Here is a 24,529-nt window from a genome sequence, read left to right as displayed (position 1 = left end):
GAGCACACCCGCATGACCCTCCGCCTCCAGACGATCACCCGAGACGACCATCTCGCCTTCGTCCGATCCCGCCCCTCGGCCAGCCACATGCAGGTCCCGTCCTGGGGCGACGTGAAACCCGACTGGCAGACCGAGAGCCTCGGCTGGTTCGACGAACACGGACACCTCCAGGGCGCCGGACTCGTCCTCCTGCGCCCCCTCCCCAGGATCAAGCGCTACCTCGCCTACCTCCCCGAGGGCCCCGTCATCGACTGGCACGCCCCCGACCTCGCCGAACGCTGGCTCCGCCCCCTGCTCACCCACCTCAAGTCACGCGGCGCGTTCACCGTCAAGATGGGACCGCCCGTCGTCGCCCGCCGCTGGAGCGCCGACACCGTCAAGACCGCCATCGCCGACCCCGCCGCACGACGCCTCGCCGACGTACCCCCCACCTCCGAGGACCCCGCGGCCGCCGACATCGCCGACCGGCTGCGCGCCATGGGCTGGCAGCGGACCGAACCCGGCGGCGAGGACGGCTTCGCCGCCGGCCAGCCCCGCTACGTCTTCCAGACCCCCCTCGCCGGCCGCACCCTCGACCAGGTCCACCAAGGCCTCAACCAGCAGTGGCGGCGCAACATCAAGAAGGCCGACAAGGCCGGCGTCAAAGTCGTCCGCGGCGGCTACGACGACCTCCCCGCCTTCTACGAGCTGTACGCGGAGACCGCCGAACGCGACCGCTTCATCCCCCGCCCCCTGCCCTACTTCCAGCGCATGTGGACCGCCCTCACCACCGAGGACCCCGACCGCATGCGCCTCTACCTCGCCCACCACGACGGCGACATCCTCGCCGCCGCCACCATGCTCACCGTCGGCACCCACGTCTGGTACTCCTACGGCGCCTCCACCAGCCGCCGCCGCGAGGTTCAGCCCAACAACGCCATCCAGTGGCGCATGATCACCGACGCCCACGAACTCGGCGCCACCGTCTACGACTTCCGCGGCATCACCGACACCCTCGACGAGACCGACCACCTCGTCGGCCTCCTCCGCTTCAAGGCGGGCGCGGGCGGCGAAGCCGCCGAATACCTCGGCGAATGGGACTTCCCCCTCAACCGCCTCCTCCACAAGGCCCTCGACCTCTACATGACCCGCCGCTGACCCGCCGCCGACCCGAAGCCCGCCCGCCCCCGAACGGTGCCGCGCGGCAGCACCCGCCCCCACCGCGCGACACCGCCCCCGGCAAGCACCTCCCGGACACTTCTGCGACAGTTGCATAACGGGTTCACACGCCTGACCCAGTCCACTACTCTGGACCAGCAGGTACAGCATGATGCACGAACCCGAGTCGAACCCCAGGAAGGCCCCGTGAACACCCCCAGCGCCGCCCCCACCACCCCGGCCCCGGCCGCCCCGGCCACCGCACCCGCGGCCGGCGCACCCACCGGACCCGGCCGGCGCGGCGCCCTCGGACCCGTCGGCCTCGTCCTCGCGGGCGGCATCTCCGTCCAGTTCGGCGGCGCCCTCGCCGTCAGCCTCATGCCCCGCGTCGGCGCCCTCGGCGTCGTCAGCCTGCGCCTGCTCGTCGCCGCCATCGTGCTGATCGCCATCTGCCGCCCCAGCGTCCGCGGACACTCCCGCGCCGACTGGAACACCGTCATCGTCTTCGGCCTCACCATGGCCGCCATGAACGGCCTCTTCTACCAAGCCGTCGCCCGCATCCCCCTCGGCCCCGCCGTCACCCTGGAAGTACTCGGCCCCCTCGCCCTCTCCGTCATCACCTCCCGCCGCGCCGTCAACCTCCTCTGGGCCGGCCTCGCCCTCGGCGGCGTCTTCCTCCTCGGCGGCGGAGGCTTCACCAGCCTCGACCCCGCAGGCGTCGCCTTCGCCCTCGGCGCCGGCGCCATGTGGGCCGCCTACATCGTCTTCAGCGCCCGCACCGGCCGACGCTTCCCCCAGGCCGACGGCCTCGCCCTCGCCATGGTCGTCGCCGCCGTCGCCTTCCTCCCCCTCGGCATCGCCGGATCCGGCACCCGCCTCCTCGCCCCCACCACCATCGCCCTCGGTGCCGCCGTCGCCGTCCTCTCCTCCGTCCTCCCCTACACCCTCGAACTCCTCGCCCTGCGCCGCCTCCCCGCCTCCACCTTCGCCATCCTCATGAGCCTCGAACCCGCCGTCGCCGCCACCGCCGGCTTCCTCGTCCTCGACCAGTCCCTCTCCCTCCCCGAATCCCTCGCCATCGCCCTCGTCATCGCCGCGAGCATGGGCGCCGTCCGCACCCAGATCGGCCGAGGAAAAGCCACGACCCTCCAGCCCGCCCCGGACGCGTAGACCCCCGCCGACACGACCACCGCGGCCCACCACCACGACCACCGCGAGCGGCGACCCGGGACCCCGCGACCCGGACCCACGACGCCGACCCGACGAGGGCCCCCGCCTCGACGTACGGCACAGGCCGCCACGCACATCCCAGCGACCCACCTGAGGCGCCCCCGCCCACCCCCCGGCCACGGACCGGCCGCACGGCAACGACCTGAATTAATGCAAGCATGCTTGCTTGTTTCTCCGGACGCTGCCATGCTCCCAGCCACACACCGCCGTGTCCCGAGGGAGCGCACCGTGTCCGACCCGACGCCCGTGGCCGCCGTCATCGACGACCTGCACCACGAGAGCGAGGAACTCGACCAACTCGTCGCCCACCTCGACGACACCCACTGGGCCCGCGACACCCCCGCCCCCCGCTGGACGATCGCCCACCAGATCGCCCACCTCACCTGGACCGACCGGGCCGCCCTCCTCGCCGTCACCGACACCGACGCCTTCGCCGACGAAGTCACCAAAGCACTCGCCGCCCCCGACACCTTCGTCGACCAAGGCGCCGACGAAGGCGCCACCCAACCCCCCGCACACCTCCTCACCACCTGGCGCACCGGACGCACCGCCCTCGAAAACGCCCTCCGCGCCACCCCACCCGGCACCCGCTTCCCCTGGTACGGACCCCCCATGTCCGTCGCCTCCATGGCCACCGGCCGCCTCATGGAAACCTGGGCCCACGGCCAGGACATCGCCGACACCCTCGGCATACGACGGCAACCCACCGACCGCCTCCGCCACGTCGCCCGCATCGGCGTCCGCGCCCGCGACTTCGCCTTCGCCGTCCGAGGCCTCCCCGCACCCACCGAAGAATTCCGCGTCGAACTCCACAGCCCCACCGGCGACCTCTGGACCCACGGACCCGCCGACGCCCCCCAACGCGTCACCGGACCCGCCCTCGACTTCTGCCTCCTCGTCACCCAACGAGCCCACCGCACCGACCTCGCCGTCCACGCCCAAGGCCCCGACGCCGACCACTGGCTCGACATCGCCCAAGCCTTCGCAGGCCCACCCGGACCCGGACGCCGACCCGAGGAAACCCACCGGTGACCCCCGCCGCACCCCCGGCACCCCGAAGCCCCCTGCGCATCGGCAACGCCTCCGGCTTCTACGGCGACCGCTTCGACGCCCTGCGCGACATGCTCACCGGCGGCCCCCTCGACATCCTCACCGGCGACTACCTCGCCGAACTCACCATGCTCATCCTCGGCCGCGACCGCCTCAAAGACCCCCGCCGCGGCTACGCCAAGACCTTCCTGCGCCAACTCGAGGAATGCCTCGGCCTCGCCCACGACCACGGCGTACGCATCGTCACCAACGCCGGCGGCCTCAACCCCGCCGCCCTCGCCGACGCCGTCCGCGACCTCGCCGACCGCCTCGGCATCCCCACCCGCGTCGCCCACGTCGAAGGCGACGACCGCACCAGCCACCACCCCGGCACCCTCGCCGCCCACGCCTACCTCGGCGGCGCCGGCATCGCCACCTGCCTCCGCGAAGGCGCCCACATCGTCATCACCGGACGCGTCACCGACGCCGCCCTCGTCACCGGACCCGCCGTCGCCCACTTCGGCTGGACACCCCACGACCACGACCGCCTCGCCGGAGCCGTCGTCGCCGGACACGTCCTCGAATGCGGCACCCAAGCCACCGGCGGCAACTACGCCTTCTTCACCGACCACCACCCCACCCGCCTGCACCGCCCCGGCTTCCCGCTCGCCGAACTCCACGAGGACGGCACCAGCGTCATCACCAAACACGACGGCACCGGCGGCATCATCGACCTCGGAACCGTCACCGCCCAACTCCTCTACGAGACCCAGGGCGCCCGCTACCCGGGACCCGACGTCACCGCCCGCCTCGACACCCTCACCCTCACCCAGGACGGCCCCGACCGCGTCCGCGTCACCGGCACCCGCGGCGAGCCCCCACCCCCCACCCTCAAAGTCGGCCTCAACAAACTCGGCGGCTTCCGCAACGAGGTCGCCTTCGTCCTCACCGGCCTCGACATCCAAAACAAGGCCGACCTCGTCCGCGCCCAGATGGAAACCGCCCTCGACGCCGCCAAGACCCGCCCCGCCGACATCCGCTGGGACCTCGCCCGAACCGACCACCCCGACGCCCCCACCGAAGAAACCGCCAGCGCCCTGCTCCGCCTCGTCGTCCGCGACCAGGACCAGGCCGCCGTCGGCCGCACCCTCAGCGGCGCCGCCATCGAACTGGCGCTCGCCAGCTATCCCGGATTCCACGTCCTGGCACCCCCAGGAGCCGCCGCGCCCTACGGTGTCTTCGAGGACGCGCACATCCCGCAGGACGCGGTCGACCACGTCGCCGTCCTCGACGACGGCCGCCGGATCCCGGTGACCCCACCCGGCGAGACCCTCGTACTGGAGACGCCGGAAGAACCGTCCCTTCCCCCGCCGCTGCCCGAAGGGCCGACGCGGCGGGCACCGTTGGGACGGGTCGCGGGAGCGCGCAGCGGGGACAAGGGCGGGAACGCGAACGTCGGAGTCTGGGCCCGCACGGACGACGCCTGGCGATGGCTGGTCCACGAACTGACAACTGACAGATTTCAGACTCTGATACCTGAAAGCCGTCATCTGTCAGTTGTCAGACATGTGCTGCCCAACCTCCGCGCCCTCAACTTCGTCGTCGAGGGCATCCTCGGCGAGGGCGTCGCCTCGCAGGCCCGTTTCGATCCTCAGGCCAAGGCTCTCGGTGAATGGCTTCGTTCCCGTCACATGGATATCCCGGAGGTCCTGTTGTGACCGTGCTTTCCTCCGCGCTCGATCCGAAGAGTGCCGAGTACGCGGAGTACCGGGCGAGCATGCTCGGCAAGCTCGCGGAGTTGGATGCCGAGCACGGGAAGGCGTTGGCGGGGGGTGGTGAGAAGTATGTGGAGCGGCACAGGAAGCGGGGGAAGCTGACCGCCCGTGAGCGGATCGAGCTCCTTCTCGATGATGACACCCCTTTCCTCGAATTGTCGCCGCTTGCCGCATGGGGCAGTGAATACGCCGTAGGAGCCTCGCTCGTCACCGGTATCGGGGTCGTGGAGGGCGTCGAGTGTCTGATCACGGCGAACGATCCGACCGTCCGTGGTGGTGCGAGCAATCCGTGGAGTCTGAAGAAGGCGCTGCGGGCGAACGACATCGCGCTCGCGAACCGGCTGCCGTGTATCAGTCTGGTGGAGTCGGGGGGTGCGGATCTGCCGTCGCAGAAGGAGATCTTCATTCCGGGTGGCGCCATTTTCCGTGACATCACGCGGTTGTCCGCGGCGGGGATTCCCACGGTGGCCGTCGTGTTCGGGAATTCGACGGCGGGTGGTGCGTATGTCCCCGGGATGTCGGATCACGTGATCATGGTGAAGGACCGGGCGAAGGTCTTTCTGGGCGGGCCGCCGCTGGTGAAGATGGCGACGGGTGAGGAGAGCGACGACGAGTCGCTGGGCGGTGCCGAGATGCACGCCCGCGTGTCGGGGCTGGCGGACTATTTCGCCGTCGACGAGCGGGACGCGCTGCGGCAGGCGCGCCGGGTGGTGGCGCGGCTCAATCATCGCAAGGCGTACGCGGATCCGGGGGTGGTGGAGCCTCCCCGGTACGACGTGGAGGAGCTGCTCGGGATCGTTCCGGGGGATCTGCGGCATCCGTTCGATCCGCGGGAGGTGGTCGCGCGGGTGGTGGACGGTTCGGACTTCGACGAGTTCAAGCCGCTGTACGGGACGAGTCTGGTGACCGGGTGGGCGTCGTTGCACGGTTATCCGGTGGGGGTGCTGGCGAACGCGCAGGGGGTGTTGTTCAGCGCGGAGTCGCAGAAGGCGTCGCAGTTCATCCAGTTGGCGAATCAGCGGGACATTCCGCTGGTGTTCCTGCACAACACGACGGGCTACATGGTGGGCCGGGAGTACGAGCAGGGCGGGATCATCAAGCACGGCGCGATGATGATCAACGCGGTGAGCAATTCGCGGGTTCCGCATCTGTCGGTGCTGATGGGCGCTTCGTACGGGGCGGGGCATTACGGGATGTGCGGGCGTGCCTATGATCCGCGGTTCCTGTTCGCGTGGCCGAGTGCGAAGTCGGCGGTGATGGGGCCGCAGCAGTTGGCGGGTGTGCTGTCGATCGTGGCGCGGCAGTCGGCGGTGGCGAAGGGGCGTCCGTACGACGACGACGCGGACGCCGCGTTGCGGGCGATGGTGGAGCAGCAGATCGAGTCGGAGTCGTTGCCGATGTTCTTGTCGGGGCGGTTGTACGACGACGGGGTGATCGATCCGCGGGACACCCGCACGGTGCTGGGTCTGTGTCTGTCCGCGATCCACTCGGCGCCTTTCGAGGGTGCGCGGGGTGGTTTCGGCGTCTTCCGGATGTGAGGGTTCCCGTGATTTCGAGTCTGTTGGTGGCGAACCGGGGCGAGATCGCCTGTCGGGTGTTCCGTACGTGTCGTGAGCTGGGGGTGCGGACGGTGGCGGTGTGTTCGGACGCCGATGAGGGTGCGTTGCATGCGCGGGATGCGGATGTGGTGGTGCGGTTGCCGGGTGCTTCGCCCGCGGAGACGTATCTGCGGGGGGATCTGATCGTGGCGGCGGCGTTGCGTGCGGGGGCGGACGCGGTGCATCCGGGGTACGGGTTCCTGTCGGAGAACGCGGATTTCGCGCGGGCGGTGCTTGAGGCGGGGCTGGTGTGGGTGGGTCCGTCGCCGGAGGCGATCGAGTCGATGGCGTCGAAGACGCGGGCGAAGAAGCTGATGGGGCTGGCGCCGTTGGAGCGGGTGACGGCGGGGGATCTGCCGGTGCTGGTGAAGGCGGCCGCGGGGGGTGGCGGGCGGGGGATGCGGGTTGTTCGTGATCTCGCGGAGCTGGACGGGGCGTTGGAGGGGGCGCGGGCGGAGGCGCTGAGCGCGTTCGGGGACGGTGAGGTGTTCGTCGAGCCGTTCGTGGAGGGCGGCCGGCATGTGGAGGTGCAGATCCTGGCGGACGCGTACGGGACGGTGTGGCCGCTCGGGACGCGGGACTGTTCGTTGCAGCGGCGGCATCAGAAGGTGATCGAGGAGGCGCCGGCGCCGGGTCTGGGTGGTCTGACGGAGTCGTTGTACGAGTTGGCGGTGCGGGCGGCGCGTGCGGTGGACTACGTGGGTGCGGGGACGGTGGAGTTCCTGGTCGCGGACGGGCGGGCGCATTTTCTGGAGATGAACACGCGGCTCCAGGTGGAGCATCCGGTGACGGAGGCGGTGTTCGGGGTCGATCTGGTGGCGTTGCAGTTGCGGGTGGCGGAGGGGGAGCGGTTGGAGGGGGAGCCTCCGGTGGCGCGGGGGCATGCGGTGGAGGCCCGGTTGTACGCGGAGGATCCGGCGTCCGGTTGGGCGCCGCAGACGGGTCGGCTGCACCGGTTCGGGGTGCCGGAGGGTGTGCGGCTGGACACGGGTGTCGTCGGCGGTGACGTGGTGGGGGTGCATTACGACCCGATGCTGGCGAAGGTCGTCGCGCATGCGGGGTCGCGGGCGGCGGCGGTGCGGAAGCTGGCGGGTGCGCTGGAGCGGGCGGTGGTGCACGGGCCGGTGACGAACCGGGATCTGCTGGTGCGGTCGTTGCGGCACGAGGAGTTCGTGGGGGCCCGGATGGACACGGGGTTCTACGAGCGTCATCTGGAGGCGTTGACGGAGCCGGTGGTGGACCGGCTGGCGCCGTTGGCGGCGGCGTTGGCGGACGGGTTCGGGCGGTCGCGGTTCGGTGGCTGGCGGAACGTGGCGTCGCAGCCGTTGGTGAAGCGGTACCGGATGGCGGGGGTGGAGCACGAGGCGGCGTACCGGTACACGCGTCGGGGTCCGGTGGCGGACGGGGTGCGGGTGCTGCACGTCGACGCGGGTCGGGTGGTGCTGGAGGTGGACGGTGTGCGTCGGGCGTTCGCGGTCGCGGCGTACGGGGACGGCCGGGTGTTCGTGAACGACGTGGTGCTGACGGTGGTGCCGCGTTTCCCGGACGCGGCGGCGGACCGGGCGCCGGGGTCGTTGCTGGCGCCGATGCCGGGGACGGTGGTCCGGGTGGCGGAGGGTCTCGTGGTGGGGTCCGAAGTCGGTGCGGGTGAGCCGTTGTTGTGGCTGGAGGCGATGAAGATGGAGCACCGGATCTCGGCGCCCGCGGCGGGGACGTTGACGGCGTTGCGGGTCGCGGTCGGGCAGCAGGTGGAGGTGGGTGCCCTGCTGGCCGTCGTGCGGGAGGCGGGGGGCGAGGGGCTGCCGGAGTCGGTGTCGTAACTCCGCAGTGGATCAGGTGCGTTCAGGAAGTTCTCTCCGTTTCTCCGTTTCTCCGTTTCTCCGTTCCGATCGTTCTGAGGAGCCCTCATGAGTGCTGCTGTCACCGAGACCGATGAACACAAGGCGCTTCGATCGGCCGTCGCCGCGCTGGGCAGGCGGTACGGCCGGGAGTATCTGGCGAAGGTCGTCGCGGAGGGGGGACATCCGGACGCGTTGTGGTCGGAGGCGGGGAAGCTCGGCTATCTGGGGGTGAACCTGCCGGAGGAGTACGGCGGTGGGGGCGGTGGGATAGCGGAGCTGTCGATCGTCCTGGAGGAGCTGGGGGCGGCGGGGTGTCCGCTGCTGATGATGGTGGTGTCGCCGGCGATCTGCGGGACGGTGATCGCCCGGTTCGGTACGGAGGAGCAGAAGCGGGCGTGGCTGCCGGGGTTGTCGGACGGTTCGCGGACGATGGCGTTCGGGATCACGGAGCCGGACGCGGGGTCGAACTCGCACCGGATCACGACGACGGCCCGTCGGGACGGTACGGACTGGGTGCTGAGCGGGCGGAAGGTGTTCATCTCGGGGGTGGACATCGCGGACGCGACGTTGATCGTGGGGCGTACGGAGGATGCGCGGACGGGGAGTCTGAAGCCGTGTCTGTTCATCGTGCCGCGGGATGCGGAGGGGTTCGGGCGGCGGCAGATCGACATGGAGCTGCACGGTGCGGAGAAGCAGTTCGAGCTGACGCTGGACGAGGTGCGGTTGCCGGCGGGCGCGCTGGTGGGTCATGAGGACGCGGGGTTGCTGCAGTTGTTCGCGGGGCTGAATCCGGAGCGGGTGATGACGGCGGCGTTCGCGATCGGCATGGGGCGGTACGCGCTGGCGCGGGCGGTGGAGTACGCGCGGGAGCGGACGGTGTGGAGGGCGCCGATCGGGGCGCATCAGGCGATCGCGCATCCGTTGGCGCAGGCGCACATCGAGGTGGAGCTGGCGCGGCTGATGATGCAGAAGGCGGCGTTCCTGTACGACGAGGGGGACGACGTGGGGGCGGGTGAGGCGGCGAACATGGCGAAGTACGCGGCGGGTGAGGCGTGTGTGCGGGCGGTGGACCAGGCGGTGCACACGCTGGGCGGGAACGGTCTGACGCGGGAGTTCGGTCTGGCGTCGCTGATTACGGCGTCGCGCGTGTCTCGTATCGCGCCGGTCAGCAGGGAGATGATTCTGAACTACGTCTCCCATCAGACCCTGGGTCTGCCCAAGTCGTACTGAGCGTCTGAGGAGGAACTGTGTTCCGTAGCGAGTACGCAGATGTTCCGGCGGTCGAGGAGCCGATCCACGAGGCGGTGCTCGGTCGTGCCGGTGAGTGGGGTGAGGTGCCGGCGCTGGTCGACGGGGTGGACGGCACGACGCTCACGTACGGGCAACTCGATCTGTTCCATCGCCGGTTGGCGGCTGCTCTGGTGGAGGCGGGGCTGCGCAAGGGGGATGTGCTTGCGCTGCACAGTCCGAACACGATCGCGTTCCCGACGGTGTTCTACGGGGCGACGCGGGCGGGTGCGTCGGTGACGACGGTGCATCCGCTGGCGACGCCGGAGGAGTTCGCGAAGCAGTTGCGGGACTGTTCGGCGCGGTGGGTGGTGACGGTGTCGCCGTTGTTGGAGGTGGCGCGGCGGGCGGCCGAACTGGCGGGCGGTGTGCGGGAGATCTTCGTGTGCGACCGGGCGCCGGGGGTGCGTTCGCTGGCGGAGCTGCTGGGTGGTTCGGCGCCGGAGCCGGAGGTGGTCATCGACGCGGTGGTGGACGTGGCGGCGTTGCCGTACTCGTCGGGGACGACGGGGGTGCCGAAGGGGGTGATGCTCACGCACCGTTCGATCGGGACGAATCTGGCGCAGTTGTCGCCGCTGATCCCGATGGAGGCGGGGGAGCGGGTGCTGGCGGTGCTGCCGTTCTTCCACATCTACGGTCTGACGGCGTTGATGAACGCGCCTTTGCGGCAGGGTGCGACGGTGGTGGTGCTGCCGCGGTTCGAGCTGGACCAGTTTCTGCGGGCGATCCAGGAGCATCGGATCACGGCGTTGTACGTGGCGCCGCCGATCGTGCTGGCGTTGGCGAAGCATCCGGCGGTCGCGGAGTACGACCTGTCGTCGTTGCGGTACATCATCTGTTCGGCGGCTCCGCTGGACGCGGGTCTGGCGGCGGCGTGTTCGGCGCGGCTGGGGCTGCCGCCGGTGGGTCAGGCGTACGGGATGACGGAGTTGTCGCCGGGGACGCATGTCGTTCCGCTGGACGCGGTGGATCCTCCGGCGGGGACGGTGGGGAAGCTGATCGCGGGTACGGAGATGCGGATCGTGTCGCTGGAGGATCCGGGCCGGGATCTGGGGGTCGGTGAGGCGGGGGAGATCGTCATCCGGGGTCCGCAGGTGATGAAGGGCTATCTGGGGCGGCCGGACGCGACGGCGGCGATGATCGACGCGGACGGCTGGCTGCACACGGGGGATGTCGGTCATGTGGACGCGGAGGGCTGGCTGTTCGTGGTGGACCGGGTGAAGGAGCTGATCAAGTACAAGGGTTTCCAGGTCGCTCCGGCGGAGTTGGAGGCCCTGTTGCTGACGCATCCGGGGATAGCGGACGCGGCGGTGGTGGGGGCCTACAACGAGGACCACAACGAGGTGCCGCACGCGTTCGTGGTGCGGCAGCCGTCGGCGCCGGACCTGTCGGAGGGCGAGGTGATGATGTACGTCGCGGAGCGGGTGGCGCCGTACAAGCGGGTGCGTCGGGTGACGTTCCTCGACGGGGTGCCGCGGGCGGCTTCGGGGAAGATCCTGCGCCGTGAGCTGCGGGGGCGGTCGTGACGGTGGTCGTGGTGGGGTGCGAGCGGGCGGTGGCGACGCTGACGCTGGACGCGCCGGCGAACCGGAACGCGCTGTCGGCGGTGCTGGTGGGTGAGCTGGCCGAGGCGCTGGTGGAGTGCGAGAAGGACGACGTGGTGCGCGCGGTGGTGCTGACGCACACCGGGAACACGTTCTGTGCGGGTGCCGATCTGCGGGATCCGCCGGATCCGGACGCCCTCGTGGGGCTGTTGCGGCGGATCGTGGCGTTGCGCAAGCCGGTGGTGGCGCGGGTGGAGGGTCATGTGCGGGCGGGTGGTCTGGGGCTGCTCGGTGCGTGTGATCTGGCGGTGGCGGGCGGTGCGGCGACGTTCGCGTTCACGGAGGTGCGGATCGGGGTCGCTCCGGCGGTCATCTCGTTGCCGTTGCTGCCGCGCTGCGATCCGCGGGTGCTGGCCCGCTACTACCTGACGGGGGAGCGGTTCGACGGGGCGGAGGCGGTCCGTGCGGGGCTGCTGACGGCGGCCGGTGACGAGGTGGACGCCGTGCTGGCGCCGCTGCTGGACGGGCTGCGCCGGTCCTCGCCGCAGGGTCTGGCGGAGACGAAGGCGCTGCTCACGGCTAAGGTGCTGGAGGCCTTCGACCGGGACGCGGCGGATCTGACCGCGCTCTCGGCCCGGCTGTTCTCCTCGGGCGAGGCGCGCGAGGGGATGTCGGCCTTCCTCGAACGACGGGATCCCGCATGGGTGGTGTGAGCGCGGCGGAGCCTGCGGCTCGGGTGCCGCACGAGCCGAAGCAGGACCGCAGCCGGGCGACCCGGCAGCGGCTGCTGGCCGCGGCGGTGGCGTGTCTGGCCGAGTACGGCTGGGCGGGTTCCACGGTGTCCGTCGTCGCGGAGCGGGCCGGTGTGTCGCGGGGGGCGGCGCAGCATCACTTCCCGACGCGGGAGGACCTGTTCACAGCGGCGGTGGAGTATGTCGCGGAGGAGCGGTCGACGGCGTTGCGCGCCCTGTTCCCGGAGGGTGCGGCCGACCGGCGGGCCGTGGTCGCGGCGCTGGTCGGTCTCTATACGGGGCCGTTGTTCCGGGCGGCGCTGCATCTGTGGGTGGCGGCGTCCGACGAGGAGCAGTTGCGGGCGCGGGTCACCGAACTGGAGGCCCGGGTCGGCCGGGAGAGTCACCGGATCGCGGTGGATCTGCTGGGCGCGGACGAGTCGCGGCCGGGGGTGCGGGAGACGGTGCAGGGTCTGCTGGACATGGCGCGGGGTCTGGGCCTGGCGAACCTGCTCACGGACGACGGGGCGCGCCGGGAGCGGGTGGTGGCGCAGTGGGGCGTGATCGTGGACGAGGCCCTGGGCTGACGGCTCGCGGCCTCGCGTCACCTTCGTCGGCCGGAGCCAGCGTGCCGGTCGTCCGGCCCCGGCCCCGTCCGTCGTCCGGCCGCCGGTCGCAGGGGCCCCGTCCGTCGTCCGGTCCCGTCCGCTCGTAGGCCCCGTCCGGTCGTACGGGTTCAGGGGCTGAGGCGTTCGCGGCGCCAGCTGCCGTCGGTCTCGGCGACGTAGCGGAGCCGGTCGTGGAGACGGTTCTCGCGGCCCTGCCAGAACTCCACGCTCTGCGGCGCGATCCGGAATCCGCCCCAGTGCGGCGGCACCGGCACTTGTTCGCCCTCGGGGTAGCGGGCGCTCAACTCCTCGTAGGTGGCGTCGAGTTCGCTGCGTGCGTCGATGACGGTGGACTGGGTGCTGGCCCAGGCGCCGAGCTGGGAGCCGTGCGGACGGGTGCGGAAGTAGGCGGCGGTCTCGTCGCGTCCGGTGCGGCGGGCCGTTCCGGTGACGATGACCTGCCGGGCGAGCGGGTGCCAGGGGAACAGCAGCGAGATGTACGGGTTCTCGGCCAGTTCACGGGCCTTGCGGGAGCCGTAGTTGGTGTAGAAGACGAAGCCGTGTTCGTCGTACTGCTTGAGCAGCACGGTGCGGGAGCTGGGGCGGCCGTCGGCGTCGGCGGTGGACACGACCATCGCGTTGGGTTCGTGGACGAAGCCGTGCAGGGCCGCCTGGGCGGCCTGCCGGAACCAGCGGGCGAACTGTTCCATGGGGTGCGGGGCGAGGTCGCTCTCGTCGAGGCCCTCGGCGCGGTAGTGGGCGCGCATCGCGGCGGGGTCCGGGGCGAGGTCGCTCTCGTCGAGGCCCTCGGCCGTCTCTGCGGCGCGGCGGATGAGGGGTTCGGCTGCGGATTCGTCCGGGAAACGATCGTTCACGCGGCCATCCTGCCGTATGCGGGGCGGCTCCCGGGGGCGGGTGTGCTTCGTCACGTGGTGGCACTGAGTGCCGCGGACTCTCCCCAAAGCAGGCACCCGGAGATATCGTGCTGGGGCCGTTCCGGTTGGATGACCGGCCGCACGGGGCATGACCGGGGTGTCCGCTTCGGACCGCGAGTCGGCGAGGGTTCTTCGAAGAGTATTCGAGAGTCTTCGGAAACGACCGTGGATCCGGTGTGCGGACCGCACGACCGCCGACCGGCACCCACCCGGTGGGACAGGGGCGTGCGCGCCCCGACAACACCATCTGCCGAACACGTCACGAGGAGCCGCCTGATGTCCGACTTCGTACCCGGACTCGAAGGAGTCGTCGCGTTCGAGACGGAGATCGCCGAACCGGACAAGGAGGGCGGCGCACTCCGGTACCGGGGCGTCGACATCGAGGACCTGGTCGGCCACGTCTCCTTCGGGAACGTGTGGGGGCTCCTCGTCGACGGCGCCTTCAACCCCGGCCTGCCGCCCGCCGAGCCGTTCCCGATCCCCGTCCACTCCGGCGACATCCGTGTCGACGTGCAGTCCGCGCTCGCCATGCTCGCGCCCGTCTGGGGCCTCAAACCGCTCCTCGACATCGACGAGCGGCAGGCCCGCGAGGACCTCGCGCGCGCCGCCGTGATGGCGCTGTCGTACGTCGCCCAGTCCGCCCGCGGGCAGGGCCACGCGATGGTTCCGCAGAGCGAGATCGACAAGGCGCAGTCCGTCGTCGAGCGGTTCATGATCCGCTGGCGCGGCGAGCCCGACCCGAAGCACGTCGCCGCGGTCGACGCGTACTGGACGTCGGCCGCCGAGCACGGCATGAACGCGTCGACGTTCACCGCGCGGGTGATCGCCTCGACGGGCGCGGACGTGGCGGCGGCGCTGTCCGGAGCGGTGGGGGCCATGTCGGGTCCGCTGCACGGCGGCGCGCCCTCCCGGGTCCTCGGCATGATCGAGGAGATCGAGCGCACCGGTGACGCCGACGCGTACGTCCGCCAGGCCCTCGACAAGGGCGAGCGTCTGATGGGCTTCGGGCACCGCGTGTACCGGGCGGAGGACCCGCGGGCCCGCGTCCTGCGGCGTACGGCCCGTGAGCTGGGCGCGCCCCGTTTCGAGGTGGCCGAGGCGCTGGAGAAGGCCGCCCTGGCCGAGCTGCACGCCCGCCGTCCGGACCGGGTCCTGGCGACGAACGTGGAGTTCTGGGCGGCCATCGTCCTGGACTTCGCGGAGGTCCCGGCGCACATGTTCACGTCGATGTTCACGTGCGCCCGTACCGCGGGCTGGTCGGCGCACATCCTGGAGCAGAAGCGCACCGGCCGCCTGGTGCGGCCCTCCGCGACCTACGTGGGCCCCGGCACGCGCGGCCCGCAGGAGATCGAGGGCTACGGGGACATCGCCCGCTGACCGGCTCCCGCGGGAGCCGGTCCACGGTGCCGTCGGCCGTCACGCGGGGGTGAGGAGCTCCGCGTGATGGCGGGCGGCGGCCAGCGGGTGCGCGCGCAGCTTGCCCTTGAGTTCGTTGAAGCCGTACTCGGCGAAGAGCGGGTTCGCGGGGTCGTCGGTGACGCCGGGGGCGGCGGAGGCGTGCGGGAAGGGCAGCGGTTCGACGCGCGCGTCGAGGCGCGGGTTGTAGAAGAACGGCACGGAGAACCGTTCGGTGGCGCCGGGCGGGCTGACCACGCGGTGGTTGGTGGCGAGCAGATAGCCGTCGGTGGCGACCTCGAGGAGTTCGCCGAGGTTGACGACGAAGGCTCCCGGCAGGGGCGGCACGTCGTGGAAGAGGCCGTCCGCGCGCTGCACCTGGAGGCCGCCGACCCGGTCCTGGAGGAGCAGGGTCAGGAACCCGTAGTCCTTGTGGGCGCCCACGCCCTGGCCGGCGCCGTCGGAAGCGCTGCCGGGGTAGCGCACGAGTTTGAGGTGCGGGTGGGCGTGGTCGCCGAACACCGGGTCGTAGAAGCCGGCGGGGGCGCCGATCGCGGTGAGCAGTTCGCGCAGCAGGCGTTCGGCGACGGCGCTGAGCCGGTCGATCCAGGCGAGAGCGGCGGTGCGCAGCTCCGGGAGGGCGGCGGGCCACTGGTTGGGGCCCTCCAGCCACCAGTACGCGGGCTCGCCGGGCCCGGGCGCGCGAGCGGGCCGCTCGGCGCCGATGTCGAGCTGGTCGCGCCAGTCGCGGCTCCCGCCGGTGCGTTCGTCGCCGGTGCGGGTGTAGCCGCGGAAGTGCGGGGAGCCGGTGTTGTCCAGGGCGAGCCGGTCCGCTTCGGGCAGGGCGAAGAACCGGTGCATGGCGTCGAGCAGCGCACGCGTCTCGGCGTCGGTGACACCGTGCCCGGTGAGCTGGAAGAAGCCCACGTCGTGGGCGGCGCTGTGGAGTTGGGCGTGCAGCAGGGCCCGGGCCTGCGGGCCGCGGTCGGCGGCGGACAGGTCGATGATCGGGAGCTGCTGGTAGGAGGGGAACGCCGGCCGGCTGTGGCGGGGCGTGGGGTTCGGCAGAGACGTGTTCGTCGTCATGGGATGCGTCCGCGGGGTGTACGGGTGCCCGGGCGGGCCGCCGGGGGTGGGGCGGGGGCCACGGGTGCCAGGTGGAGGAAGAGGCGGTGCGAGCAGCGCGAGCGGCGCGGCGGAAACGGGGGCTGGGTCAGGCGGAAGGCCGACAGCCCATGCTCGTGACGCGCACGTAGTCCACGTGTCGGCGTCGGACGAGCATCGGAAGCATGGGCACAGCGTACTGCGCCCCACCCGATCCACCAGTGGCCCGCGTCACTCCGGCGGCCCGTACGCACGGCAGCGGGCGCTGCCCCGGCCGAAGGCGTCACCCCGGGAACGCGAACGACCCGCGAACTCGGGTTCCCTGCGCCTGACGGCGGGGGAGCCGGGCCGGACGTACCGGCGAGTTCGCGGGTCGGGTGACTGCGTTGGATTGGGCCGGCTGCATGCACAACACACATGCGGGTCCGGCGCCGAACCGAGTCCGACAACGGGCCGCTAGCCCGCAGCCACCTCGTATGTCCGGGTTTCCGTCATGAGCCGAACCACCTCCTCTCCTACGTGCAGATCACTTTAGGAACACATCGGGGGAGGCTCAACCCATTTATCGGAACGGGTCCGGGACGGCCCCGTTAGCCGCCGGTGCGGTGGGTAGGTGCCGGGAACGTCGAGGAGGGTGACGGTGGTGACAGAGCGTGCTGCGCAACGTGCTGAGCTGGGATTCGAGGGTCGTGAGCCCGGTGGGCCGGGGTGGTCCCGCGAGGTGGGCCGGGGGCTGCTGGGGCGGGCGGGACGGGAATCCGGGGTGCAACGATTTCGTCCCGTCTTCGGGGAAGTGGATGTGGGCTGGGTCACGTTCGAGTTGAATGAGAGCCGGCGAGCGAACTGTCGAGCCGTACACGCGGACGCAGCCTGCAGGGGGTCCAGGTGAGTGCTTCCCGGCGTAGTGGGACCACCGACGAGCTGGGGCCCGACGAGCCCGAGCGGGACGGTTCGGATCTCCTGGCCGCGCTGCTGGACGGCATGGACGCGGCCCTGTGCGCGTTCGACGCCGACGGAGTCGTGACGCACTGGAACCGCGAGGCCGAACGCATCCTGGGCTGGACCGCCGCCGAGGCGGTCGGGCGGCACGGGTTCGCGGGCTGGGCCGTGCGGACCGCGGACGCCGAGGAGGTCGAGACCCGGCTGCTGTCCGCGATGGAGGCGCCGGGCCGGCAGGTCCACGAGTTCGCGCTGCTCACCAAGGACGGCGGCCGCGTCCTCGTGCGCACCCAGTCCGCCGCCGTACGCGGCCCGGACGGCAAGCCCGCCGGGGTGTACTGCGCCTTCAGCGAGGTCCACGCGCAGATCGACCTGGAACGGTCCATAGCCCTGAGCGAGGCCCTGTTCGAGAACGCCAGCTGGGGCGTCGTCCTCGTCGACGCCGACCTGCGGCCCGCCGTGGTCAACGCGCACGCCGCGCAGGCTCTCGGCACCGGACGCACCTCCGTCCTCGGCCGCCCCCTCGGGGAACTGCTCTCCCAGGGCGTGGAAGAGCTGGAGAGCGCCCTCACGCACGTCCTGGCCGAGGGCGCGCCCCCGGCTCCCGCGGAGATGTGGGTGAGCGTGCGGACCCCGGAGGGCGACACCCGGCGGTGCTGGCGCAGCGGCTTCCTGCGGCTCTCCTCGCCGCTCGCGGAGGAACCCGTGCCGCTCGGTGTCGGCTGGCTCTTCCAGGACGTGACGGAGGCCAAGCAGACCGAGCAGGAGGCGGCGCTGCTGCGCTTCCGCTCCAACCAGCTGCACCGCGCCGCGCGCGCCGCCGCCGAGTGCGAGGACCCCGGCGAGGCCGCCACCGTCCACCTCGACTTCTCCCTCGCGGGCTTCGCCGACCACGCCCTGGTCGACCGGGTGGCGGGCGGTTTCCTCCAGGACGACGACGTGCCGGTGCGGCTCGTCCGCGCCGCCGCGACCCCCGCCGGTGCCCCCGGCCCGAGCCTGCTGACCGGCAAGGCCGGGCTGCCGGTCAGGTACGCGGACGGGCACCCGGCGTTGCAGTGCGCGGAGCGCTCCGGATCGGTGCGGGCCAGCGCGGGCACGGCCGACGCCGAGCAGGCGCGCGGCTGGGCGCTCGCCCGGCAGTGGCCGCCGGACGCGGTGCACTCGCTGTGCACGGTGCTGCGCAGCCGCGGGCGGACGCTGGGCGTCGTCACGTTCCTGCGCGGCGCGGGCCGCGGCCGCTTCGAACGCGCCGACGCGCGGTACGCGGAGGACGTGGCCGTACGGATCGCGTCCGCCCTGGATCTGGCGGACCGGATCGCACGGCCCTGAGCCGCCGGGCCCGGCCCCGGGGGACCTTTCCGGGCGGCTCCGGCCTCTCGGGAGCCGGGCCGCGCGGGCCGCGGGCGCGGGGTCAGCGGCGGTAGAAGATCCGGTCGCCGTACTCGGTCATGACCCGGCCGTTCCACTCGTGGCCGCCGTCGACGTTGCCCGAGCGCAGCAGCGGCGGCTCGATGCCCCGGTCGGCGAGGGCGCCGGCGGCGGTGGCCATGACGGCCTGGAGGAGGGCGGTGGTGACGACGGTGGAGGCGGGCGCGAACGGTGCCTCGATGGTGTCCAGGGTCAGCTCGGCGTCCCCGACGGGGATCCGCGAGTCGAGGACGATGTCGCAGTGGTCCTTGAGGTAGGTGCCCGAGACGTGCCGTGACGTCGTCTCGGTGGTGTAGGCGACGGAGGTGACACCGACGACCTTCACCCCGAGGGCGCGGGCGTTCATCGCCATCTCCACGGGCAGCGCGTTGCGCCCGGACAGCGAGATGATCACCAGCAGGTCGCCGGAGCGCAGCGGGCTGGAGTCGAGGACGGCGGCGGCCAGCCCGTCGACCCGCTCCAGGGCGGAGCCCAGCGTGGCGGGCATGACGTCGACGCCGACGACGCCCGGCACGGTCAGCAGGTTCATCAGGGCGAGACCGCCGGCCCGGTACACGATGTCCTGGGCGGCGAGCGAGGAGTGGCCCGCGCCGAACGCGAAGAGGCGGCCGCCCTCGGTGACGGTGTCGGCGACGAGCGTCCCGGCCGCCTCGATGTCGGCGGCGCCCTCGTCGCGCACCCGCTGCAGCAGACCGATCGCGGCGTCGAAGAACTGCCCGGCCAGCTTGCTGTCGCTCATCGGCGAAGCCCCTTAGAAGTCTCGTCGGCTCGGAAGTCCCGGACGTTCCGCCGGCGTCGGCCCGGTGCCGGGCGGTGTCGGCTCCGGGCGGGCGCGCGGCCGGACCGGTGCGCCGGTGCGGCCGTACTCCCGTCGTGTCGCGGATCACGTTGCGGTCTGGACCAGTGCCCTGTCAATACGGCCTGCGGGGCGGGTCGGGGCGCCGCGGCCGGGGTGCGTAGGGGCGTCCGGATGCCGGGACGGCGGCCCGCGCGGGGCATCCGGCAGCGTGCGGTTGCGACGGCGAGGCACGCTTGTCAGTGCTATGCGTCAGAATTGAGTTCAGGGCCAGCGCACACGCCGGTGGATGTCGAGTCTCCGGCAGAGCTAATCAAGGGGCATGAATGTCCGGACTGATCGACACCACGGAGATGTATCTCCGCACCATCCTCGAGCTGGAGGAGGAAGGTGTGGTCCCCATGCGCGCCCGCATCGCGGAGCGGCTCGACCAGAGCGGCCCGACGGTGAGCCAGACGGTGGCGCGCATGGAGCGCGACGGCCTGGTGGCGGTCGCCAGCGACCGGCACCTGGAGTTCACCGACGAGGGCCGGCGGCTGGCCACGCGCGTCATGCGCAAGCACCGGCTCGCCGAGTGTCTCCTCGTCGACGTGATCGGCCTGGAGTGGGAGCAGGTGCACGCCGAGGCCTGCCGCTGGGAGCACGTGATGAGCGAGGCGGTGGAGCGCCGCGTCCTGGAGCTGCTGCGCCACCCGACCGAGTCGCCGTACGGGAACCCGATCCCGGGCCTGGAGGAGCTGGGCGAGAAGGACGGCGCGGATCCGTTCCTGGACGCCGGCATGGTCTCGCTGGCCGAGCTGGACCCGGGTCTTGACGGCAAGACCGTGGTCGTCCGGCGGATCGGTGAGCCGATCCAGACGGACGCCCAGCTGATGTACACGCTGCGGCGGGCGGGCGTGCAGCCCGGTTCCGTGGTCAGCGTGACCGAGTCGGCGGGCGGTGTGCTGGTGGGCAGCGGCGGCGAGGCCGCGGAGCTGGAGTCCGAGGTCGCCTCGCACGTGTTCGTCGCCAAGCGCTGACACCCCGCCCGCGCAGGCGCCGGCCCCCGGGCCGGCCCACCGCCCTCCCGGGCCGCGCCGCTCCCTTCGGCGCTCCCGGGCCTCGGTACCCGCGAGGGGCAGGTCCCGGGTGCCGGCCGACGGACCGGCGTGCGCCGGTCTCGACGCCGGCACCCGGGTGCCCGCCGCGCGACCCGTCGCGCCGCCGTCCTGCCCGCCACCGGACACGCCAACTGCCGGGACGGCGGAGGCAGTTGTGACGCCCGGGAGAGCTGGCCGAAACCAAGATTCAGTGTGCGGAATCGCAGCGCCGGGACCGTTTGCGTGCGAGGCTGTCGCGTGAGGCATATGACCTGAGGGCTCTTGACCGTGTCGGAGAGCGACGGTGTGCGGTCGGGGAGGGGGCGCAAGGATGTGCCGCAGACGTGGAGAGGGCCCCGGCGCCGCATGGCGCCGGGGCCTGTCCTCCCCCGTCATGACCCGGAGCCCCGAGCTCCCAGGGTCATTCCCTTCGGACCGGTTTCCCCGAGCGGTCCGCCCCCCGCTGAAGATCTCCCCGCGAGGGCGGCGGCCAATCCCCCGGGGTGGTCACTCGAACGAGGGGTGTTGTGGCCGGAAAGGCCAGTTTCGAAACCCCATTCGATAACGTGGCGTCGTGGCGGGAGGACCGGGAGAGACCCCAGGGACACACCGAGCAGCAGACCAGCAGGAGCAGCGGCAGGAAGCGGTACGAGTGGACCGGCCGGGTCGAGCGGGAGCGGGCGGGTCCGAGCGAGCTAGGGGGGTGCCATTACCGATGGTGCGGCGCATCGACGTGACGGGAGCGGGCGGTGTACGCCTCGCTGCCTGGGAGTTCGCCGATCCTCCCAAGGCCGACCAGCCGAGGGCCTCCGAGGCGCCCGGCGTGCTGTTACTGCACGGCCTGATGGGCCGCGCCTCGCACTGGGCGTCCACCGCCCGCTGGCTCTCCGAGCGGCACCGCGCCGTCGCGCTCGACCAGCGCGGACACGGACAGAGCGACAAGGCCCCGGAGGCCGAGTACACCCGTGAGGCCTACGTGGAGGACGCCGAGGCCGCCCTCGACCAGCTCGGTCTCGGACCGGCGGTCGTCATCGGCCACGCGATGGGCGCCCTGACCGGCTGGCAGCTCGCCGCCAAGCGCCCCGACCTGGTCCGCGCCCTGATCATCTGCGACATGCGGGCCTCGGCACTGGGCGCCGCCTCGCAGCGCGAGTGGGAGGACTGGTTCAGAGCCTGGCCCGCCCCCTTCGCCACCCTGGCCGACGTCCGGAAGTGGTTCGGCGAGGACGACCCCTGGGTGGAGCGCCGCACCCCCTCCCGTGGCGAGTTCTACGCCGAGGTGATGCACGAGTCCCCCGACGGCTGGCGCCCCGTCTTCGAACCCCGCCAGATGCTCAAGTCCCGCCAGACGTGGGTGTACGACGCGCACTGGGAGGAGCTCGCGCAGGTCCGGTGCCCCACGCTGGTCGTGCGCGGCCTCGACGGCGAGCTGGGCCGCGCCGAGGCCCAGGAGATGGTCCGCGTCCTGCCCCGCGGCCAGTACGCGGAGGTCGCCGACGCCGGCCACCTCGTGCACTACGACCAGCCCGAGGCGTGGCGCGCCGCGATCGAGCCGTTCCTGGACGGCGTCCTCACCGGCTAGGGCCTCGTCCGCGACGTCCCGCCCGTCCGGACCCGCCCGTCCGGACCGGCGGCTACCCCTTGCTGACCGCGGCCAGGATCTCCGGCAGCCGGCGGGCCGTCCGGGGCGCCGCCAGACGCAGCCCCAGCAGGGTGATCAGGGCGCCGTACAGGGCCCCCAGCGGCAGCAGCAGCCAGCTCCACCGGTCCCCGTCCGCGCTCACGTTCAGCCAGATCGTCAGGGCGATGACGGGGGCGGACAGCAGGGCGGCCGAGACCATCCCGCCGAAGATGGCGATCCAGGCGAGACCGGCCTGCCCGGGCGCCACGTTCTTGTAGCCCTCCTGCGGGATGGAGTACGGGAAACGGGCCGAGGACCAGGCCCCGGTCGCCAGCATCGCCCCGAGCAGCGCGAACGACAGGCCGAGCACCTCCGGCAGCTGCCGCCAGGCGCCGAGCAGCGCGGTCGTCAGCACGGTCACCAGCGTCGCGTACGGCAGGGTGATCAGCAGCAGGGCCAGCGCCCGCCCGCGCAGTTCGACGTAGGCGTCCCGGGTCGAGGAGATCGTCATCGCGACGATCCAGAACGCGGACGTGTCCTGCCCGAACTGGTTGTACATCTGGATCCCGAGCATGCCCGCCGCGAAGCACGCGAAGTAGGCCGAGCCGGTGCCCTGCAGGGCGTTGAACACCGGCACGATCAGCCCGATGGCCAGGGACGTCACCCAGGCCGCCTTGGTCTTCGGGTCGCGCCACACGTAGCGGAGGCTGCGCTCCATGACCGTGCCCGTGCGCCCGGCCGGCAGCAGCCGCCCGAGCCCCGAGGACCCCCGCTCCCGCGCGGCGGGCTCCGCGGCCTGGAGCGTCGACCCGTCCGGGGAGGTCATCAGCCGCGTCAGATGGCGGGACCACAGGGCCAGCAGCCCCGCCAGGGCGGCCCCGCACAGCGCCAGCTGCACGACCGCGCTCCCGTACGAACCCTCGCTCGCCGAGTCCACCGCGCCGATCGCCGAGGCGGGCGGCACCCAGCGCAGTACCTCCGCCGCCGGATCCAGGGCCGACAGTCCGCCCGAGGAACCGAGGCGCTGGGCCCCGAAGTTGACCAGCTGCGCCCCCACCGCGACGACCAGGCCGCTGAGCACCGCAAGGTCACGGCCCTTGCGGCTCGACAGCAGCCGGATGTTGGCCGCCGCGACCGCCCGTGCGAGGGCCACGCAGACCAGCAGGGCGAGGACGACCCCGACGACCGCCGTCACCCAGGCCGTGGCCCCGTGCGCGACCGAGATCACCGAACCGGTCAGCAGACACAGCGTGAACAGCGGTCCGACGCCGACCAGGGACGCGACCAGCAGCGCCCGGACCAGCGGCTGCGGGCGCAGCGGCAGCATCACCAGACGCGTCGGGTCGAGGGTCTCGTCGCCGCTGGGGAAGAACAGCGGCATCACGGCCCAGCCGAGCGCCAGCACCGCGACCAGGGGCAGCGAGACGGCGGCGGCGTGCTCGTTGCCGCGCAGCGCGATCAGGCCGAGCAGCTGGAGCGCCGCGACGAGCAGGGCGACGACGACGGAGACGATGTACGCGGCCCGCCGCCCCCCGGACTGGCGCAGCCCGTTGCGCAGCAGGGAGAGCTTCAGACGGACGACGACCGGGGTGACCGACGCGGCGGAGACGTCCGGGACGGTGGTCATCGCGCGGCCCCGCCGCCCAGCCAGTCCAGATCGGTCACCGCGTCGCGGCCGTGGGCGCCGACCAGCTCCAGGAACGCCTGCTGGAGCGAGGGCGCCTCGCCGCGGACCTGCGCGAGAGGGCCGTGCGCGCGGATGCGGCCGGCGGCCATGACGGCGACCCAGTCGCACAGCGACTCGACGAGTTCCATCACATGGGAGGAGAAGACGACGGTCGCGCCGGAGGCGGTGTACCGCTCCAGGACACCGCGGATGGTCTGCGCGGACACCGGGTCGACGCCCTCGAACGGCTCGTCCAGGAAGAGGACTTCGGGGTTGTGCAGCAGGGCGCAGGCCAGGCCGATCTTCTTGCGCATGCCGGTCGAGTAGTCGACGACGAGTTTGTGCTGGGCGCCCGCCAGGTCGAGGACGTCGAGGAGCTGCCCCGCGCGCTTGTCGACCTCGGGGCCCGGCAGTCCCCGCAACCGGCCGGTGTACGCGAGGAGTTCGCGTCCGGAGAGCCGCTCGAAGAGCCGCAGCCCCTCCGGCAGCACACCGATCCGCGCTTTCACCGCCACCGGGTCGCGCCACACGTCGTGCCCGACGACCTCGACGACGCCCTGATCGGGCCGCAGCAGCCCCGTCACCATCGACAGGGTGGTCGTCTTGCCCGCCCCGTTCGGCCCGACGAGCCCGATGAACTGTCCGGCGGGCAGGTCCAGATCGATGCCGGCGACGGCGATCTGCTCCCCGAACCGCTTCCAGAGCCCGCGCACCCGCACGGCGGGCACCCCGTCGTCCTTCGCTCCCTCGCTCATACACGCACCCTAGGGCCCATCCGCCCCAACC

19 protein-coding genes are annotated in these 24,529 nt (G+C 72.1%); 14 read left to right on the top strand and 5 right to left on the bottom strand.

What is annotated here, in order from left to right; all coding sequences use genetic code 11:
• Positions 1 to 12 precede the first annotated feature (12 nt).
• The 10 genes from B0675_RS07065 to B0675_RS07020 all read left to right on the top strand — a co-directional run bounded on the left by B0675_RS07065 (position 13) and on the right by B0675_RS07020 (position 12,759).
• Positions 13 to 1,137, top strand: coding sequence for a peptidoglycan bridge formation glycyltransferase FemA/FemB family protein (locus tag B0675_RS07065; protein WP_081217886.1), 1,125 nt, complete (start codon positions 13 to 15; stop codon positions 1,135 to 1,137).
• A gap of 207 nt (positions 1,138 to 1,344) precedes the next feature.
• Positions 1,345 to 2,307 (top strand): EamA family transporter, encoded by a 963-nt coding sequence (locus B0675_RS07060; protein WP_081217885.1) that lies wholly within the window; start codon positions 1,345 to 1,347, stop codon positions 2,305 to 2,307.
• A gap of 288 nt (positions 2,308 to 2,595) precedes the next feature.
• Positions 2,596 to 3,399, top strand: a complete 804-nt coding sequence (locus tag B0675_RS07055) for a TIGR03084 family metal-binding protein (protein ID WP_081217884.1) — start codon at positions 2,596 to 2,598, stop codon at positions 3,397 to 3,399.
• Positions 3,396 to 5,114 (top strand): acyclic terpene utilization AtuA family protein, encoded by a 1,719-nt coding sequence (locus B0675_RS07050; protein ID WP_081217883.1) that lies wholly within the window; start codon positions 3,396 to 3,398, stop codon positions 5,112 to 5,114. The genes B0675_RS07055 and B0675_RS07050 overlap by 4 nt, the downstream gene beginning before the upstream one ends.
• Positions 5,111 to 6,709: a carboxyl transferase domain-containing protein gene (locus B0675_RS07045; protein ID WP_081217882.1), complete on the top strand. Its 1,599-nt coding sequence runs from the start codon at positions 5,111 to 5,113 to the stop codon at positions 6,707 to 6,709. The genes B0675_RS07050 and B0675_RS07045 overlap by 4 nt, the downstream gene beginning before the upstream one ends.
• 8 nt (positions 6,710 to 6,717) lie before the next feature.
• Positions 6,718 to 8,589, top strand: coding sequence for a biotin carboxylase N-terminal domain-containing protein (locus B0675_RS07040; protein ID WP_081217881.1), 1,872 nt, complete (start codon positions 6,718 to 6,720; stop codon positions 8,587 to 8,589).
• 87 nt (positions 8,590 to 8,676) lie between these two features.
• Positions 8,677 to 9,840: an acyl-CoA dehydrogenase family protein gene (locus tag B0675_RS07035; RefSeq protein WP_081217880.1), complete on the top strand. Its 1,164-nt coding sequence runs from the start codon at positions 8,677 to 8,679 to the stop codon at positions 9,838 to 9,840.
• 17 nt (positions 9,841 to 9,857) lie between these two features.
• The gene (locus B0675_RS07030) at positions 9,858 to 11,423 is read left to right on the top strand and encodes a 4-coumarate--CoA ligase family protein (RefSeq protein WP_081217879.1); all 1,566 of its coding nucleotides are present in this window, start codon (positions 9,858 to 9,860) and stop codon (positions 11,421 to 11,423) included.
• Positions 11,420 to 12,154: an enoyl-CoA hydratase family protein gene (locus B0675_RS07025; protein ID WP_081217878.1), complete on the top strand. Its 735-nt coding sequence runs from the start codon at positions 11,420 to 11,422 to the stop codon at positions 12,152 to 12,154. The genes B0675_RS07030 and B0675_RS07025 overlap by 4 nt, the downstream gene beginning before the upstream one ends.
• Entirely contained in the window at positions 12,142 to 12,759 is a 618-nt protein-coding gene (locus tag B0675_RS07020; protein WP_081217877.1) for a TetR/AcrR family transcriptional regulator, read from the top strand. Before B0675_RS07025 ends, B0675_RS07020 begins: the two co-directional genes overlap by 13 nt.
• 149 nt (positions 12,760 to 12,908) lie before the next feature.
• Here B0675_RS07020 and pdxH read toward each other — a convergent pair whose 3' ends face one another.
• Positions 12,909 to 13,547 carry a pyridoxamine 5'-phosphate oxidase gene (gene pdxH, locus B0675_RS07015; RefSeq protein ID WP_081221639.1) on the bottom strand — a complete coding sequence of 213 codons (639 nt, stop codon included), beginning with the start codon at positions 13,545 to 13,547 and terminating at the stop codon, positions 12,909 to 12,911.
• A 444-nt stretch (positions 13,548 to 13,991) separates the two neighbouring features.
• On the opposite strand from pdxH, the gene B0675_RS07010 reads away from it, so the two are divergent.
• Positions 13,992 to 15,092, top strand: a complete 1,101-nt coding sequence (locus B0675_RS07010) for a citrate synthase 2 (protein ID WP_081217876.1) — start codon at positions 13,992 to 13,994, stop codon at positions 15,090 to 15,092.
• A 39-nt stretch (positions 15,093 to 15,131) separates the two neighbouring features.
• Here B0675_RS07010 and B0675_RS07005 read toward each other — a convergent pair whose 3' ends face one another.
• The gene (locus B0675_RS07005) at positions 15,132 to 16,196 is read right to left on the bottom strand and encodes a 2-oxoglutarate and iron-dependent oxygenase domain-containing protein (protein WP_081217875.1); all 1,065 of its coding nucleotides are present in this window, start codon (positions 16,194 to 16,196) and stop codon (positions 15,132 to 15,134) included.
• A 903-nt stretch (positions 16,197 to 17,099) separates the two neighbouring features.
• Between B0675_RS07005 and B0675_RS07000 the strand changes: the two genes are divergently transcribed.
• Entirely contained in the window at positions 17,100 to 18,482 is a 1,383-nt protein-coding gene (locus B0675_RS07000; RefSeq protein WP_081217874.1) for a PAS domain-containing protein, read from the top strand.
• An 82-nt stretch (positions 18,483 to 18,564) separates the two neighbouring features.
• Here the strand turns inward: B0675_RS07000 and B0675_RS06995 are convergent, their stop codons facing one another.
• Positions 18,565 to 19,320 (bottom strand): SIS domain-containing protein, encoded by a 756-nt coding sequence (locus B0675_RS06995; protein ID WP_081217873.1) that lies wholly within the window; start codon positions 19,318 to 19,320, stop codon positions 18,565 to 18,567.
• Positions 19,321 to 19,703: 383 nt separating this feature from the next.
• Here B0675_RS06995 and B0675_RS06990 point away from each other — a divergent pair, with 383 nt between their 5' ends.
• Positions 19,704 to 20,396, top strand: coding sequence for a metal-dependent transcriptional regulator (locus B0675_RS06990; RefSeq protein WP_081217872.1), 693 nt, complete (start codon positions 19,704 to 19,706; stop codon positions 20,394 to 20,396).
• Positions 20,397 to 21,171: 775 nt separating this feature from the next.
• On the top strand, positions 21,172 to 22,038 hold the full coding sequence (locus B0675_RS06985; RefSeq protein ID WP_081217871.1) for an alpha/beta hydrolase: 867 nt from the start codon (positions 21,172 to 21,174) through the stop codon (positions 22,036 to 22,038).
• Between the two features lie 52 nt (positions 22,039 to 22,090).
• On the opposite strand, the gene B0675_RS06980 is transcribed toward B0675_RS06985, so the two are convergent.
• Together B0675_RS06980 and B0675_RS06975 are read right to left on the bottom strand one after the other, a co-directional pair.
• A complete protein-coding gene (locus B0675_RS06980) occupies positions 22,091 to 23,704 on the bottom strand; it encodes a transporter (protein WP_081217870.1) in 1,614 nt (537 codons plus the stop codon).
• Positions 23,701 to 24,498 carry an ABC transporter ATP-binding protein gene (locus B0675_RS06975; protein ID WP_081217869.1) on the bottom strand — a complete coding sequence of 266 codons (798 nt, stop codon included), beginning with the start codon at positions 24,496 to 24,498 and terminating at the stop codon, positions 23,701 to 23,703. Before B0675_RS06975 ends, B0675_RS06980 begins: the two co-directional genes overlap by 4 nt.
• Positions 24,499 to 24,529 lie beyond the last annotated feature (31 nt).

The organism is Streptomyces sp. M41(2017), from assembly GCF_002078175.1.
In the GTDB taxonomy this organism is placed as follows: Bacteria; Actinomycetota; Actinomycetes; order Streptomycetales; family Streptomycetaceae; genus Streptomyces.
This window is presented reverse-complemented; position numbering and strand designations above follow the sequence as displayed.